General features: G+C 40.9%; 12 protein-coding genes. All 12 read right to left on the bottom strand.

The window, feature by feature from the left end:
- Positions 1-20: 20 nt before the first annotated feature.
- Entirely contained in the window at positions 21-1133 is a 1113-nt protein-coding gene (asd, locus tag CWC18_RS19270) for an aspartate-semialdehyde dehydrogenase (protein WP_138590696.1), read from the bottom strand.
- 575 nt (positions 1134-1708) lie between these two features.
- The gene (locus tag CWC18_RS19265; RefSeq protein WP_138675896.1) at positions 1709-4393 is read right to left on the bottom strand and encodes a TonB-dependent receptor domain-containing protein; all 2685 of its coding nucleotides are present in this window, start codon (positions 4391-4393) and stop codon (positions 1709-1711) included.
- Positions 4394-4469: 76 nt separating this feature from the next.
- Positions 4470-6143: a hypothetical protein gene (locus CWC18_RS19260; RefSeq protein ID WP_138590700.1), complete on the bottom strand. Its 1674-nt coding sequence runs from the start codon at positions 6141-6143 to the stop codon at positions 4470-4472.
- Between the two features lie 204 nt (positions 6144-6347).
- The gene (locus tag CWC18_RS19255) at positions 6348-7652 is read right to left on the bottom strand and encodes a tetratricopeptide repeat protein (protein WP_138590702.1); all 1305 of its coding nucleotides are present in this window, start codon (positions 7650-7652) and stop codon (positions 6348-6350) included.
- Between the two features lie 25 nt (positions 7653-7677).
- Positions 7678-8283: an energy transducer TonB gene (locus CWC18_RS19250; protein WP_138590704.1), complete on the bottom strand. Its 606-nt coding sequence runs from the start codon at positions 8281-8283 to the stop codon at positions 7678-7680.
- A gap of 3 nt (positions 8284-8286) precedes the next feature.
- Entirely contained in the window at positions 8287-8697 is a 411-nt protein-coding gene (locus tag CWC18_RS19245) for an ExbD/TolR family protein (protein WP_070982912.1), read from the bottom strand.
- 23 nt (positions 8698-8720) lie between these two features.
- Entirely contained in the window at positions 8721-9248 is a 528-nt protein-coding gene (locus CWC18_RS19240; RefSeq protein WP_138590706.1) for a MotA/TolQ/ExbB proton channel family protein, read from the bottom strand.
- Between the two features lie 2 nt (positions 9249-9250).
- Positions 9251-10618: a MotA/TolQ/ExbB proton channel family protein gene (locus CWC18_RS19235; RefSeq protein WP_138675895.1), complete on the bottom strand. Its 1368-nt coding sequence runs from the start codon at positions 10616-10618 to the stop codon at positions 9251-9253.
- A 10-nt stretch (positions 10619-10628) separates the two neighbouring features.
- Positions 10629-11381, bottom strand: a complete 753-nt coding sequence (locus CWC18_RS19230; protein ID WP_138675894.1) for a DUF3450 domain-containing protein — start codon at positions 11379-11381, stop codon at positions 10629-10631.
- A gap of 231 nt (positions 11382-11612) precedes the next feature.
- Entirely contained in the window at positions 11613-13502 is a 1890-nt protein-coding gene (locus CWC18_RS19225) for a methyl-accepting chemotaxis protein (protein WP_138675893.1), read from the bottom strand.
- Between the two features lie 263 nt (positions 13503-13765).
- Positions 13766-14530, bottom strand: a complete 765-nt coding sequence (locus tag CWC18_RS19220; protein ID WP_138590714.1) for a basic secretory protein-like protein — start codon at positions 14528-14530, stop codon at positions 13766-13768.
- Positions 14530-16881: a GH92 family glycosyl hydrolase gene (locus CWC18_RS19215; RefSeq protein WP_138675892.1), complete on the bottom strand. Its 2352-nt coding sequence runs from the start codon at positions 16879-16881 to the stop codon at positions 14530-14532. Before CWC18_RS19215 ends, CWC18_RS19220 begins: the two co-directional genes overlap by 1 nt.
- Between the last annotated feature and the right edge of the window lie 146 nt (positions 16882-17027).

Here is a 17027-nt window from a genome sequence, read left to right as displayed (position 1 = left end):
CTTCGATGTTGAATTCGGGACTAGTTAGCTAAAATTATTTTCAACATGCGACGTAATGGCTCAGCGGCCCCCCATAATAGTTGGTCGCCCACAGTAAACGCACTGATGTATTCTGGGCCCATCGTGAGCTTTCGTATACGACCTACGGGTATATCTAGGGTACCCGTAACATTAACCGGCGTTAACTCTTCAGCAGTTTGTTGACGATCATTTGGAATCACTTTAACCCACTCATTATGAGAGGCTAAAATACGCTCAATTTCATCCACAGATATATTTTCTTTAAGCTTGATGGTCATTGCTTGCGAATGACAGCGCATTGCGCCAACACGCACACATAAGCCATCAATAGGAATTGGAGACTTTGAAGACCCAAGAATTTTATTTGCCTCGACTTGCGCTTTCCACTCTTCTTTAGACTGACCACTTGGCATGGGTACGTCAATCCAAGGGATCAAGCTGCCAGCTAGAGGCACACCAAACTGATCTTTAGGCAAATCATCCGCTTTAATCTTATTCGCAACAATTTTATCTATCTCTAAAATGGCTGAAGATGGATTAGCTAACTGTTGTGCAACAGAGCTATGAATTTCACCCATTTGGGTGATCAATTCGCGCATATTTCGCGCACCAGCGCCAGATGCGGCTTGATAAGTCATCGGGCTGACCCACTCAATAAGATCTTGCTCAAACAAGCCTCCGAGCGCGATTAACATAAGCGATACAGTGCAGTTACCACCCACGAACGTCTTAACACCTTGCTCAAGGCCTTGCTCAATGACATCTTTATTAACCGGATCGAGTGCAATAATACTGTCGTCGGTCATTCTCAGCGCAGATGCTGCATCGACCCAATACCCTTGCCAGCCGGTCTCACGCAATGTTGGATAAATCGATTTGGTATAATCCCCACCTTGGCATGAGATAATAATGTCCATCTGTGATAAAGCACTGACATCAGTCGCATCTAGCAAGGATTTTGGTTCGCCAGCAAAGTCTGGCCCCAACTGACCAGTTTGAGAGGTCGTAAAAAACCGTGCATCTATATTATTAAAATCACCCTCAGCCTGCATTCTGTCCATTAATACAGAACCAACCATGCCACGCCAACCAACGAGTCCCACTTTATTCATATTTTTTACCTTTGTGTAATTAATTTAGAGTCATTGCGTGAGTCTAGGCGTCTAAAAGTATCAAATTACGTATAGGACTACTAGCGTTTCTTTAATGCATAAAAGTTATTTCATATAAGAACGGAGGCAACGCAATAATGAAACTGATTGACTAATTAGAAGGCAAAGGTAAAAAAGTGTAATGACAATGCTTAATTATTGAATTTATTAGTTATAAATAAAAGAAAATTACGTACAAAGTGCGTTAAATAAAAAACCCCGCAAAGCGGGGTTTGGATACAACATGTAAAGGTTGTCCCAATCAAGCGCCAGTAGCGCTAAAAAAGAACTCGGCTCTCATTACTTGGTAGAAGTTATTATTATATCCAAGCGATTTGTACATCTTAAGTTAACAAGATGACAGTGACATTAAGCTTATGAACTTAATGTTTATTTTTTATGTGACGTACTATACAAAAGAAGGCTGTACTAGTCCATTTAAAATATGAATTTAATTTAAAAATATAGGGATTTTTGATTAGGGTCAAAAAAGCCGAGTATAAGACTCGGCTTTTTAACTTTTCTACCGTTAAGATTTAGAACTCGTAACTGTAGCTCACACTCAAGGCTGTACCAGACTCTTTATTTCGCACAGCATAACCAGATTGTGTTACTTCTTGATTTTCGCCTAGTAAGTTCTTAACTTTAAACTTCACTTTAGAGTTAAAATCAGGGTACCAAGTATAAACCATATCAAGAGAGTGGAACGGTTCTTCAAACGCATCTTCACGGCCACCAATACCTGACGCCAAAATTCGCTCACCAAACACATTGTAAACTAGAGAGCCACTGTGTTGGCCATCTGCCGAGTCATAGTTCAATTGTAAATTAACAACATATTTTGAATGACCCGTCATTCGTTTGGTTGGGTTGGTTAGGTTGCCTGCAAACGCAGGGTCAATAGAGACTTCAGAGTCACTCAATGTAATGTTACCAGCCGTAAATAAGCCACTGCTGACATACGATAAATCATGCATCCATTCAGCTTCAATACCGTAAACTTCACCCTCTTCACCATTAACAAATGTCGCAGTGTAATCTTCATCACCCACTTTTAAAATTGTTTCAATAGGCGCTGTTATATCTTTGTAAAATGCGGCAACAGAGAAGTTATCCCCATTATCCATATAATACTCAAAGCGTGCATCATAGTTTTTCAAGTCACTACTTTTTAATCCTGCTACACCAAAAGTCTTGATGTCGGTAAGTGGATCGTAATATGCAACAGCAACTAATTCCCTCAAATCTGGACGAACTACGGTTTCCCCATAACCAAATCGAATTTGATAGTTATCATCGGCCAAATACGTTAACGATAGCGCGCTGAAAAAGTCGTCGTCGTTAACTGTTCCCGCTTCTATTTTATCAGCGTCGTAGAATATACCCTGAGTTATTCGGTCAAAAATTAAACTTGAGGTACCGATAGACACTTGTTTAAAGTCTTCATAACGAATACCACCACTCACTCGCCAGGTATTGTCAAAGAACACATCAAATTCAACATACCCAGCATCTATTTTTTGTGCCGCAATGTAATCATCAGCACTTGGAGCGGTTGGTTCGTTAAAGCTCAATAAAAAGTCATTGTTACCAACAAATTCGTCGTTAAGATAACCGGTTAAGCCAAGCACTCCATTATCAGAATTCACTGGTATCGATATTCCAGTTTCATTATTCACGACAAAACTAGATGTGTTGTAAACTCGCGCTCTATCTGTAAAGTCATATCCTGCTTTTAACGTAACTTCTGTTTTACTAAACGTCAGTGGTAGCGTTACATTACCACTGTAAGACTTCACATAGTCTTCCATATCAGTAAAGTTATAAGTAACCCGATTATCATCTCCGGTTACAATCGAGCCTTCATATTGACCCGCTTCGTTATAGCTATCAATAAATTTATAATCGATGTTGGTCGGGATATCCGTCTCAGCTGTGGACTCAGTGTACTGCCAATCAAAACCAATACCACCGAGGTCTAAAAATGTATGCTGACCAATAACTTGATCAATATCAAGTGACCGCTCTTCATAATTAAACTTGTGTTGCCTTTGCGCCTCACCTGTACCGAAAACCGTTCTAACAGTACTGCCATTCGGGCTTTCAAGGACTGACAGTTCAAGCTCATCTTCATTATCTTCAAGGTAAATCTTCGAGTAGGTAATGCTATGCTGATCTAATTTATAGCCAATATTAAACACGCCATTAATGCGCTCATTTTCTGTCGTCACTTGTGAGTTTTTAACAGTAACATAGCAAGAATTAGACGCATCTTCGGCACTATTTAATGACGAACTACAGCCATCTTGTAAAGAGTCGTCGACTACCGCAGTTCTTCGGTCACTGTAGTTCCAATCCTTGTCATAAGACGCGGCCAACATCGCGCCAATTGTGCCACCAAAATACGGTTCATCAAAACTGTCACCAATATTTGCTTTGATGTCGTAGTTAGGCGACAAAGATTCTTCTTTTACTGTTATGTCTCGTGGTAACGACAGTAACAAGGCTTTGTTAATTTGAGCAGCTTGCTCAGCACGCGTCTGCGTATCCGATCCTGTTAATGCATCTTTATCAACAATCGCGCCTAAACTAAAATCACCACGATACCGAACAACACCTTGTTGCAATGGTTCAGGAATACCGCCTGCTCCCCTGTCATAGGTAAACCCGTCGGTTGCATTGAAATTTTGACCTACGCCAATTTCAATACCCGCTGTAAATTCAGTCGGCACCGATTTAGTTCTAATATCTATGTTACCGCCACCGAACGCTGCAGGCATAGACGGAGAATACGCCTTTTGTACCGCCAAGCTTTCGATGATACTGGAAGGAAAAATATCGAGTGGTACAACATTACGGGTTAAATCAGGGCTCGGAACCGATGCACCATTAAGTCTTGCACTTGAGTATCGTTCACCCAAACCACGTACATACACGAACTTGCCGTCAACGAGCGTCAAACCTGTTACACGACGAAGTGCCGAAGCAACATCGCTGTCGCCAGTTCGAGATAACTGCTCAGCTCCCATGATGTCGGCAACGAACGCTTGATTTTTTCGCTCTTCAATCACCGCAGCCGCACTGCCTTGCAAGCGATTACCAACAGCGACAACTTCTTCAATAGTTTGATCTTCTATTGCGAAAGTTGGCATTGAAACACCGACCATAAGCGTAGTACTTACAGCTAGCGCTATTTTTTTTAGTTTAATGTGTTTATTCATTTTCATTCCTGCCAAAAATCATAAAAAAGGCGCAACGACTGCGCCTACTTTTTTGATAACAACCTAACCTTTACGATTAGTCGTTGTTAGCAGCCGTAACTGCTTTTTGAACCCACTTATACCAATCACTTGATGTATCAGCGCTAGATACCGCACCAATATAGTTTACTGGAGTGAAGAAGTTATCATTTAACGCGCTCAAGTCATTCGCTTGAATTGAAATCGCAGTAGAAGCAGCGTTTGTAGAAAATCCATCTGCTGCTAACACATCTTGTGCACCGTCAAGAACTAAGCTAGACCCTGCGTTTTTGAACCACTCTTCCTTCACTTCACCATTTGGTAATGGGTCAGAACCAGACTTAAAGTTACTTACACAAGCCATAACTGAGTTATGGAAATTCAAAGTGTCAGCTTCTGCGTTAGCAGCTGCATCTGAGTCTTTAAACTCTATACAATCAGTGCCATTGGCGCCTTCAGCTTTAACAAACAAGGCATTGTAATATTGGCTCTTAATCGCATCATCAAATTTAGCAGCTTGAGATGAACTATTATCTCGGATTGACTTACCGTCTGTGGTTACAACCGTAACATTGGCAATGGTTGGGTTAGATGCAGGTACTTCACTATAGTCGTCACCTTTATTCTTCTCGCCATCTGTTTCAAAGCCATTATTCCCCATGAAGCCTTCGGTTCCAGCAGGTATTAACACCAGACCATCATCACCCTGATATGTAATGTCTTTCTTTGTTTTAATCGTGCCGTGCTGCACATAAAGGAACTGCGCTTTACCCATCCAACCTGCGTCAATATCAATTGCATCGTCCTGTGTGTCTGTAACAACTATATTTTTAATTGTTGAAGCACCTCCGAAAAACTCAATGCCATCATCAAACCCTTGATGAATATGTAAAAACTCAAAGCTAGAACCTGAACCTACGGCATTTAAAGTAAGTGAGTTCAAATCATCACCAGCACCACCATCTCGTGGACCTGAACCTGCATACCAAATGTTAGCGTATTTAATATGGCCACTGCCATCAGCATTATCAGAGCCACCAAAGTGGCTCACGATACCCTCAGAATCTGCATTACACGTATTACCAGCTCTTTCAGCATTCGTACATTGGTTTGTTAGGCCTTTACCATTGATGATAATTCCGCCCCAATCTGCAAACTGTGGCCCAATGTTTGCCAAATCAAACGCTTCAATGGTATTTGCTGATGTGAATGAGATAGGCTTTTCCATTGTACCAATCGCGTCAATCTTAGCACCACGTGCAATACGGATAATGGCTTCACCTGATGTGAACGCAAGAGTTGCACCGGCTTCAACTTTTAATGTAGGGCCATTATCTGGAACCGTACAACCTGCTGTTGTGTTACAGTTTTTACCAATTTGTAATGCGCCTTTAAATACGTGCGCGCCATCATCTTCTAAGTCTGCAAAAGTAATATCAGATTCAATCTCTAAGTTTTTGCCGGCAAAGTCTGTTCCATATACACAATGCGGTGCTTGGAAAGTACCTTGTACTTCAGTGCCAGATACAGTGCGAGCTGTACACGGGTTTGTTGGTGTAACTGGGTCTGGAGTTGTTGGAGTATCGCCTGTGTTAGTGTTGTTTGTTGTATTGTTTGAGTTATTAACACTTGTGTCATTCACTGTCGGTGTTACTTCAATATCACCGCCACAACCAGTAAGTGCCATTGCTGCCACAATTGCTGATACTTTAAAAACGTTTTGTAATTCCATTGCTAACTCCAATATTAGAAATATAAATTTATTATTTATGTGTTTAAATCTGATGGAGCTAAGGTAGATTAAATAAATGACAATCAGGTTACAAAAACAAAGTGTCATTAAAAGTTAATAAACATTAATTTAAAGTTATATGTCAATTAAATAGTAAAAACAAAAAAGCCACCCGTAGGTGGCTTTGGCGTTGCGATTATAAATTTACAGTAAAGCTCGTTTTAATGTATCAGCATGTAGCTTTTCTTTTTTTACATATTTAATCCATTGCTTTGCGATTCTCGACGACTTTTTATGCTTTTCTGCTTGCTCAAAAGCCAGTATAGATGCATCAAAATTTGTTAAATTATACTGTGCCATTCCTAACGCAACATAAGCATTGGCTTCAAATGTCAACTCACCTTTGTCTAACGCGCTTCGAGCTGCATCTGCAGCTTCATCGAAAAGCTCTAAATTAATATATATTTCAGCCAATCGCTGGTCAAAATTACCGTGCTCTGACTGCTCACTTGCGCGCTCAAAAAACACAATAGCCCGTTCATCTTCCTTTGACTGGACAAGGGCTTCTGCGATAAATGCGTTATTCTTTGCATTATTTTCGACCACTTTTGACTCTTGCCCACGCTGTAAGACAAGGGCTGCTTTGTATGATAAGCCATTAAACATATACACTTGAGCCAGTTGCATATGCTCTGAACGTGACTTAACAAACCCTTGTTGATCCGCAGCCTCAAATATCGCTAACTGCTTTTTCTCTTCCCCAATTTCCCCATACATACCAGCTAATTGCACCCAATAATTTGGCTTGTTATATAGGTCAACCATTTTTTCGAGAACCGCGACAACATCTTTAGGTTGGTTAAGCGAATAATATAATGCACGTTGTAATACTAACCAATTTTCTTTTGGTACATCGCCTTTTGACTCAGACAATGATATTACGGAGTTTACATAACCGAGTGCTTTCTTATATTCTTTTAATTGATAATGAACCTGTCCCCTCAAAGTATAATAAGACTCAGGTATCGGTTTGTTATTAATTTTATCCCAGTCATCTAAATACTGACTCACTTTACGATAATTAGAATTGGCCATTGCTAACTGAGCTAGACTAAATGTGGTCGATAACCTAAGTGACTCAGGTATGCCTTCTTCAGCAACAACTAACTCAAATGAGCTTATCGCATCATTTAACTTATTTTCGTTATAATAAATAAATCCATAAAAGTTATGCATCATAGCAATTTCATATGAATTCATACTCGACGATCTGTCTTTTATACTATCAAGCGCTTCTAATCCAGCTTGTACATTCCCGTCGTCAGCAAGTTTTTGAGCGCGGGCAAGTTGGCTGTATACCTTCTCACGTAACGCGGGCACTCGCTTGGTTTTAGTTTCAGCATACACTATACCAATATCACTAATTGGCGTGATTGAGAACAGAGTTGGGCCGGCAATACCTGACACAAACATGGCACTACACAGTGCTAATTTTTTAAATATTTTCATAATCACATCCTCACTTCAAAACACATTACCCACTGATTTGGAATGATATTTTATTCTGAACACCCGCTACTTCAACGGCTTCACCATTTACAACTCGCGGCTTATATTTAAACTTAAGTGCAGCATCCAACGCAGCACGATCGAAAATTGATTCAGGCTGTGCTGTAACAACCTTAGGCGAGCGAACAGTGCCATTTTTAGTCACTACAAACTCAACAATCACGAAGCCTTCTATTCCTCGAGATAATGCTCTGCGTGGATAAACAGGTGCAACTTTAACTATGGGTAAATATTCACCATCGCTTGACTCAAGCGCTAAGCCGCCAGCTAAATTAACATCGGCTTCCACGTTAGCGCTGAAATCAAAATCGGTTCCAGCGGCATCCAAACTATTACTCTGCATCTGTGGCGCATCCATTGGAGGTGGCGGCTCTTTAGGTGTTGGCGGTTTTTGGGGTTTCCGCTCTTTCTTTTGCACCGTTTCTTCTTTTTTCAAACGTACAAAATCGAGCACATTCCCTTTCACAGGCTCTGTCATTACCCCTTCTCCGCCTTGGATAAGCGCTTGCATACCCAAGAACAAAAAGAAAGTAACAACACCCGCTATTACAAGTGCTATTAAATAACGCATACGTTAAGATTCCTGTGCTGCAATTGACACATCAAACGCACCCGCTGCACGTGATGCATCCATAACTTTTATCAGCATTTCAGTTGTCGCTTTTTTATCAGCCTGTATTACGACACTACCCTGCGGGTTTTCTGCTTTTAAACGTTCAATATTTGCTTGAACAGCACGCACATCAACCTGGCGTTTGTTGATCCATATTTCGCCTTTATCTGAAATCGCCACTAAGATATTGGCGCGTTGCTTTTTAACAGCCGTTGCTGCCTCTGGACGATTTACATCAATTCCCGCTTCTTTAACGAAAGATGCCGTCACGATGAAGAAAATAAGCATAATAAATACAACATCCAACATTGGTGTCATGTTTATTTCTTCTGCTTCTTCTTCTTGAAATACTTTTGCTAATGGGGCTCTCATAACTATCTCCTTTACTCAACCAATTAATGGTCAAGCAACATTTTATCTTCTAATAACTCAACTTCGCGTTTTGCTTTTCTTTGTAGGTATGTTGATGCGAATACACCTGATAGTGCACCCACCATCCCCGCCATGGTTGGGATAGTTGCCTTTGATACACCTGACGCCATTGAGCGCGCACTGCCACTACCCGTAATCGCCATTACATCAAATACTTCTATCATTCCTGTAACCGTACCCAATAAGCCGAGTAAGGGGCACAGTGCGACCATCACATTGATATATGGTAAATTTGCATTGAGTTTGATACCTACACGTGAAATTTGAGCCTGTCTGATCTGCTCTGCGTTCCAGCTATTACGCTCTTGTCGGTTTACCCACCCTGCTAAAATCTCTTTCTTAAAAGTGCGATACCGGCCAAAGAAAAACATAAATCGCTCTAAAATCAACAACCACATAGCAAAGATAATTAGACCGATGATCAGGAGAACCTGACCACCTGTATCTAAAAATTCTCTTAGCGTATTGATTGCTTCAATCAATAGCACCACGGTTACGCTCCTTTTTCACTTCGCTCTGCGATGATCCCAGCGCTTTGCTCTTGTAGTATCAATAGCAAATTACGAGAACGTGTATTAAGCAATGTGTATAAGAATACGGTTGGGATTGCTACCACCAAACCTAATACCGTTGTTACTAGCGCTTGAGAGATACCACCAGCCATCAATTTTGGGTCACCGGTACCAAATAATGTAATTGCTTGGAAGGTATTTATCATGCCCGTTACAGTCCCTAATAGACCTAGCAATGGCGCGACCACAGAAATAATTTTAATTAAGGTCAAGTTACGCGTTATTTTTGGCATTTCACGTAAAATAGCTTCGCTCAATTTAAGCTCTAACGTATCGTAAGCTACGGAAGGGTATTGATCCTTCACCTTCATGACACGCCCTAACGGGTTGTCTTCGCGGGCAACATCATCTTTTAGCTGACGGCGGATCTTAGCGCCCATAATCATAAGTGAAAAGAATCGTTCTAATGCGATAAGTAACGCTAAAATACCAACACCCAGAATAACGTATCCGACCGGACCCCCCTGATGCACCTGCTCTTCAGTATTTGGCGCTTGCACAAGTAGCCCTAAAATTGACCCACCCGTTGGATCAAGAGCAAATGCCACTGTAGCCGTTGTTGTTGTTTGTAATTGTGCTGCGGTTTCAGTGAATCGCGATGATGGCTGACGCGTTAACTCAGATGTGGTGTTCGTCACGGGGTTATACGTTAAATATTTACCGTCTGAGATTAAGTTAAAGGCACCAACTCTCACTACCTCTTTGCTTATTTTGCTGCCACCAGCGACGATAACTTCGCTGTTATAACGTGATACTTTACCTTGCTCTGTCATTTCACGTTGTAATTCATACCACACCTTTTCAATATCTTCGATTGATGCTAGGCGAGATGACGACCCCATCTTTTTCGCCATTTCATCCATAAATGCGCTTCTGCCTGGGATTTGAGCCGAAACTACCGATGTTTGAAATTTATTACTTGAGTCGCCAGCCACTTGTTGAAGTACGCCGAATAGCTCTTTTAGTGACCCCATGCGTTTAGATAACGTATCGGTTAAGTTTTGTAACTTAATTTCATTTTCTTCAAAAGTGGTTTCTAAACGCTCTGAACGGTTTAACTCTCCATCTCGTTTATTGGTTAACGCATTGAGCATAGCGACCTGTTGATCTTGCTTACTACGAAAGTCAGCTTCACGCGCTTTATTTTGCTCAGTTTGTACTGCTTGACCTTGCTCAAGTGTTTTTAATAAGGCGTCAAGATTAAGCGCTTCTTCTGCAAATGCAGTCGTTGATAGTGTTAAGGTAGCTGCCAAGATTGCTTTTTGGCTAAATTGCTTTAAAAATTTCATCTTGAACCTCTTATTTAGACGCGTGAACAGGGAGAGTGAGCATATCTGGGGCAAGCTGTTTACGAGCAATTCTTAACCCTTTGTTGATCTGGCTAATCGCCGTATCATCAACTGCAACAAACTTTTGTGCTGCTTGGTTCCAACTGCCAGCATGACTGCCATCTTTTGTGACATAAAGTAGCTCTAATCTACCAATTCGTAAAAAGTCTACTTCACGCTCTTGCCCATCAACATCTAATAAGCTGGTGTAAGCTTCAATGGTACGACCGTAATCTACTTCTACTTGATACGCCTCAACAACACGGCGGAATTTTTCGCTTGATGTCACGTCTGCACGTTCCATCATATTTTTGAGAGTCTCAACTCGCGTTGCGCGTTCTTGCGATAAAAATGGCACATCTAATGCCACAAATTGCTCTAGACCGGTGATCATACGTAACATCAGAGGTGTAATTTGACGTTCAATAACAGAAACTTGATCCATTGAGGCATTGATTGCGCTCATTTCATCCAATTGGTTCTTAATTTGTTTATCTAGTTGTGCGTTGTAAACCGCTAAGCCATCAATTTCTTTGTTTAACGTCTTGAACGTTTGTAGACGTGATTGCATTGAGTCTGAAATTGAATTAATTTTTATTTGAGTCTTTTGAGCTGATTCGTTAATCGCATTGCTCTTATCTATGACTTGGTTTAAGTCGTTCGCTTGGACGCTTGCTGTCGTTGCAAGTACACTTGCAAATAGCAGGGGTTTAACGCACTTCATCGCATACACCTTAGGTTTATCTTTATTAAGTTGCGAGCAGTTTAAAGTTCTTTAATGACAAACGTGTTGCGATAAAAATACAAAAAAATGACAGTCGTCACATTAGAGAAATCAACCTTTTTGGGAACAGGATTATTGAATAATTTTGCACAATATATCGTTGCTTTAGGTATAAAAAAGCCAGCTAATATTGGCTGGCTTTCTTCGTGTTAAATTTTTACTGAGCTAAATTTATACTTTAAACTTGAGGACCATTTTTTCTAATTCATCAAACTGAGCCTGTAATTGACGACATTCAGACAGTGTGCCATTTAAGTTTTCTGTACCTTGAACACTTAAATCGCTTATGTGATGAATATCACTATCTAAAGACTGTATCACTGAGTTCTGCTCTGCAGTGGCACTTGCAACTGCGTGGTTTACACCATCAATTGACTCAATGGCACTGCTCACTTCTGTCATTTTGTGACCAGCTTCGGTAGCTTGACTCGCGCTTTTAGCAGAATCCTCTAGACTTAAATTCATCACTGCAACCGCTGATGCTGAGCCCTGCTGTAGCTCTCCAATGGTATTCTCAATCTCTTGAGTCGACTCTTGCGTACGCTGTGCTAACTGTCTCACTTCATCGGCTACAACCGCAAAGCCTCTACCTGCTTCACCTGCGCGAGCCGCCTCAATTGCCGCATTTAATGCCAACAAGTTAGTTTGCTCACTGACACTTTTTATCACTTCAAGTACCTGACCAATGCTTGCCGAGTGTTTATCTAAGCTATCAACCGTGGACTGGGCTTTAGACATCTTGTCACTTAATGACGCAATTTCTGTAATATTGGCATTCAACGCCGTTTGGCTATCAGCACTCAACTGATTAGCTTCACTTGCCAGTTCTGACGCATGTGTCGCATTATTTGAAATCTCAACAGCGCTTGATGACAGCTCGTTGATTGCTGTTGCCACATTATCGGTGCGTTTTGACTGATCGCCATACATATCGAGCGTAGACTGTGTTTGATGAACCAAGCTTTCAACAGAATGTTCTAATGCAATTGTGGTATCACGCACCTGCACAATAGAGTCATGTATTTTTTCGATAAACAGATTAAAATAATTAGATAACTCCCCAAATTCATCATCATTTTCAACATTTAAACGACGCGTTAAGTCACCTTCACCTTGTGCGATATCTTTTATCGCATCGTTTAAGTTAACAACTGGGCGCATAAGGTACTTAAGCAATATTTGCAGCATCACCACAATCACGACCACACCCAGAATCATGTAGATAGCTGCCATATTTCTAAACGATGAGACAGATGAATAAGCAATCTCTTTATTGATCACAACCCCTAAATACCAATCAACATTTTTAATCCCATTTATTTCTATAAATGAGACCAACTTTTCTTGGCCATCAATTTCTAGTTCTACAAACTCATCATTTAATGCAATTTTACGGCCAAGCAAATCCGCCATCGGTTTATCATTATAATTTTGTGCTGGGTGAGACAATATACGGCCTTCTTTATCGAGTAAAAAAGCATACCCAAACCCTAAAAAATCGATTTCACTGATGATCCCAGTAATGGTTTTCATGTCTATATCACCACCGGCTACCCCTGAGAATGCCCCACCATCAAACATAGGTACCACTGCTGAAATAGTCAGTTCATTGGTCGTTACATCAATATATGGATTAGTAAAAGCAGTACTGCGTTTTGACTGTGCCAATTTATACCAAGGGCGAGTGGTAGCATCATAGTCTGATGGTAGCTGAATACTGGGATCATCCAGCACAAACTTACCGCTTGGCATACCCACGTATACATTTTTGAAATCCCCTGCAACATCCGCTGTTTTCAAACGTCGTAATAATTGCTGCTCTGAATCTGATTTACGATGACCTGACGCCACCGACTCAACCACCTGTAAGCGGTCATTCAACCAGTTAGCAATGTTTTGAGATACCGAGTGAGAAATTTCTTGAAGTACTGCGGTAAGTTGTATTTGTGTCTGGTTGCGCATAGAAATAAAGTTATTTATGGTAAATAACCCTAATACCATGACTAACACCAAAGACGCGGCAATTGTTACTTTACTGGTAAATTTAAACGTTTTGAACATCCTAAGCCTATTCTTATATATTTATTGCAGAGGCTAACTACCATGTTGTCATAATGATAATTCGCTTTATCCATACTTAACAAAATTACGAGGGTATGTCTCTTATATATCGGGCAATCTATTAGATAGTTTAATAAATTACTAATTTAGTATTGCATAAAATACTTAAATTCAATCAACAAAAAAGGTGAGCAAGCTCACCTTTGGTACAACAACACAACATCTTTGCTTACAAGGGGTAAGGGGTAAGTAGCTATCGTTGGCTATAGAGACTTTTGGTATTTGCGCCAAGATTCAGAAAGCGAAATACCCGACTCTTTGGCGAACAGTGCCCAGGTCCACTTGATATCATCATGTGGATCTAATTGTGCGTTGAGCTCTACCAATAAATTGGGTTTAAGCGTTTGCTCTAGCCAATGTAAGTAAAAAGCCGTCGTTTTATAACCACTGTCATAGTCTCCCCCTACTTTTCGATGAGAAAAATCAACATAACCGGCTTTCATTCTGACGACATCAGCGATCCCCTCAATCACAGGACCAATCTCTTTATAGTTATGGTCATCAAGCTGATAAGCATGGGCTATTTCATGATAAAGTACACCAATAAGTTCATCATATGCACTCTGATCGTCATGTGTCATGGCGAACTTCTCAAAGTACTGTGCACTAAGGTGAATAGTCGCGCCATTAAAGTCACCTTCTTTGAACGCAACCCCTTTCATATCTTCCAAAATAATTTTGAGCGTAGGTAGCTGCGGGGCTTTACCGACATCGCGATACAGCAGGCGTGCAACGTTATAACTAATTTGCTGAATTAGCGCATTATCGAGGGTATTCCAGTGTTTGTTCACCACTGACGATGTCCGAGATAATGTTACTTTAGGAAGCCTGAAACCCTGCCAGCCAATATCTCCCATATAGCTCACTGGCTTTAAAGAGAGCTCTAGCTTTGCAGGCTGCGCTGCAAGTACATGTGAACTTGCTAACGCAACACAGCCAATAACGAGGTTATTTAACCCGTATTTCATTACTTATACTCCGATAATGCAGGCGGACGAGCATCAATACGCTGTCCCCACGCTTTATTTGGTTTGCTACCCATAACATAGCGTAGCTCTCCACCAGCAACAATATCATCATGCGTTAAGTAATTTCTATTAAATGCTTTACCGTTTAACGTTACTGATTGAATGTATTTATTTTCAGCATTTAAACCTTTTGCATAAGTGGTAAAGGTTTTATTACCCGCAAACTTCAACGTTACCTTTTCCACTTGCGGCGCACCAATTGCATAACTTAAATCACCAGGCGCAACAGGGTAAAAGCCCATAGCAGAGAAAATATACCAAGCTGACATTTGCCCAACATCATCGTTACCCGCTAAACCGTCAGGTTTATCTGAGCTCAAAGTATCCATGATTTGGCGAATACGTTCTTGTGTACGCCAAGGCTTGCCTGCATAGTTATACAAATAAGCAATATGGTGACTTGGTTCATTACCATGGGCATAGTTACCTATTAACCCAGCAATGTCTTCATGCTCTTTGATCATGTCATCAGACAGGTGTGTATCAAATAATGCATCTAAACGTTGCTCAAACTTGTCATCTCCGCCCATTAAGTCAATAAGACCTGCAACATCTTGTGGGACGTAAAAACTATACTGCTTTGAATTTCCTTCGGTAAACGGTCCCATGTACTTTGCTTCAAATGGATTGAAGTCAGGGTTCCACTTGCCATTGCTGTCGCGACCACGCATGTAACCTGTTTCTTTGTTAAATACATTCTTGTAGCTCATCGCTCTCGCATAGTACTCTTTTGATAGGCTAGTTTTCCCCATCGATTCAAACAAACGCGCAATAGCATAATCGTTATAGGCATACTCAAGCGTAATAGACACTGACTCAGGTAACACATCCATTGGGACATAGCCAAACTTTTTGTACTCAGGAATCGCATCATATACTGGGTTGTTTGCCGTACTAAGGATTGCTTCAACCGCTAAATCAGTATCAAAACCTCTAATCCCTTTTAAATATGCGTCAGCGATAACCGATACAGCATGGTAGCCTATCATTGTCCAAGTTTCATGGGCATGAAATGACCAAATTGGTAACATCTTTTCATAACTTTGCTGATAATGAACGAGCATTGATTGGATCATCCCAGATACACGCTCGGGTGCTATGTACGTCAATAGTGGGTGTAATGCTCGGTATGTGTCCCATAGAGAGAACAACGTGTAATGCTCAAACCCTTTACCTTCATGGATCTCACCATCAACACCACGATACTGCCCATTCACATCTTGATATATACTCGGTGCTTGTAAAGTGTGATAAAGCGCCGTATAAAATTGCCGCTTTTGTGCCACGGAGCCTGTCACATTGACTTTATCTAGGTGCTTAGCCCACTGAGCTTTCGCGGCTTGACGCGTTTTATCAAAGTCCCAACCTGGCACTTCTGTATGGAGGTTTTCTAACGCGTTAGAGCGACTAACCGCGGATAACCCCACTTTAATATAAAGAGGTTCATCTTTTACATCATTGAAAGATGCAACAAATTTTACCGCTTTACCCGCAGCTTGCTTCACTGCTTTATTCTCAATCGTTGAGTGTTTTTCTTTACCTAAGCATCCCATACAACGATAACGGTTGTCGTCTTCATTAATAAATTGATAATCGCTTATTGGTTGCGAAAACTTAATCGCAAAATACATTAGACGGTTACGAGCCCATCCGTTTGTAGCACGATAAGCGACTAATGTGTGATCATCAACTTTACGTAAATCACTCCAAATTACTTTGTTTTTGAAATTATAAATTGCAGCGGTAAGGTCGAACATCACATGACCTTTGTCGGCACTATTAAATGTATATTTGTGCATGCCAACCCGTGTGGTTGCCGTCACTTCCGCAGTAATGTCGTAATCTTGCAATTCAACACCGTAATATCCGGGCTCTGACCATTCTTTATCATGGCTAAAACGAGAACGGTAACCTTGCTCTGGATTGTCTGCTGTCCCAGCTGACGTTTTAATATCACCGGTCATCGGCATGACTAACAGGTCGCCTAAATCCGAATGACCTGTGCCCGAAAAGTGTGTATGGGAGAAACCCGTAATTGTGTGGTCATCATAATGATAGCCAGCGCAACGCTTGTAAATTTCAGCTTGCTTTGATTCGCCTCGCATTGGATTATCGGTATCAGGGCTGAGTTGCACCATACCAAAAGGCACCACAGCGCCCGGAAATGTATGACCGTCCCCTCCGGTACCAATAAAAGTGTCTACCCATTGAGTATTACTGGTCTCTTTTGAGTTTGCTAGCGCACTTGTTGCAGTAACTGCCAAAGCGAAAGCCCATAATGAGCGTTGCATCTGCCTCTCCTATTTATTATTAAACTTGCTTGGATCGTTCCAAGAAATACAATACTACACCTATAATGAATACGTATTCAACACTATTGCGACAGAATTTTATTAACAAATATAAAAAGGCAAGCTTAAGCTTAATGCCAGTCAGT

Origin of the sequence: Pseudoalteromonas aurantia, from assembly GCF_005886875.1 — a bacterium.
Taxonomy (GTDB): domain Bacteria; phylum Pseudomonadota; class Gammaproteobacteria; order Enterobacterales; family Alteromonadaceae; genus Pseudoalteromonas; species Pseudoalteromonas aurantia_A.
The sequence above is the reverse complement of the archived record's forward strand: the minus strand, read 5'-3'. Positions and strand labels throughout refer to the sequence as shown.

Bases quoted from the DNA above. Each gene is read 5' to 3' on its own strand.
- CWC18_RS19265 (WP_138675896.1), bottom strand. From the start codon at position 4,393: ATGAATAAACACATTAAACTAAAAAAAATAGCGCTAGCTGTAAGTACT.
- CWC18_RS19230 (WP_138675894.1), bottom strand. From the start codon at position 11,381: ATGAAGTGCGTTAAACCCCTGCTATTTGCAAGTGTACTTGCAACGACA.
- CWC18_RS19245 (WP_070982912.1), bottom strand. From the start codon at position 8,697: ATGAGAGCCCCATTAGCAAAAGTATTTCAAGAAGAAGAAGCAGAAGAA.
- CWC18_RS19250 (WP_138590704.1), bottom strand. From the start codon at position 8,283: ATGCGTTATTTAATAGCACTTGTAATAGCGGGTGTTGTTACTTTCTTT.
- CWC18_RS19220 (WP_138590714.1), bottom strand. From the start codon at position 14,530: ATGAAATACGGGTTAAATAACCTCGTTATTGGCTGTGTTGCGTTAGCA.
- CWC18_RS19260 (WP_138590700.1), bottom strand. From the start codon at position 6,143: ATGGAATTACAAAACGTTTTTAAAGTATCAGCAATTGTGGCAGCAATG.
- asd (WP_138590696.1), bottom strand. From the start codon at position 1,133: ATGAATAAAGTGGGACTCGTTGGTTGGCGTGGCATGGTTGGTTCTGTA.
- CWC18_RS19225 (WP_138675893.1), bottom strand. From the start codon at position 13,502: ATGTTCAAAACGTTTAAATTTACCAGTAAAGTAACAATTGCCGCGTCT.
- CWC18_RS19235 (WP_138675895.1), bottom strand. From the start codon at position 10,618: ATGAAATTTTTAAAGCAATTTAGCCAAAAAGCAATCTTGGCAGCTACC.
- CWC18_RS19255 (WP_138590702.1), bottom strand. From the start codon at position 7,652: ATGAAAATATTTAAAAAATTAGCACTGTGTAGTGCCATGTTTGTGTCA.
- CWC18_RS19215 (WP_138675892.1), bottom strand. From the start codon at position 16,881: ATGCAACGCTCATTATGGGCTTTCGCTTTGGCAGTTACTGCAACAAGT.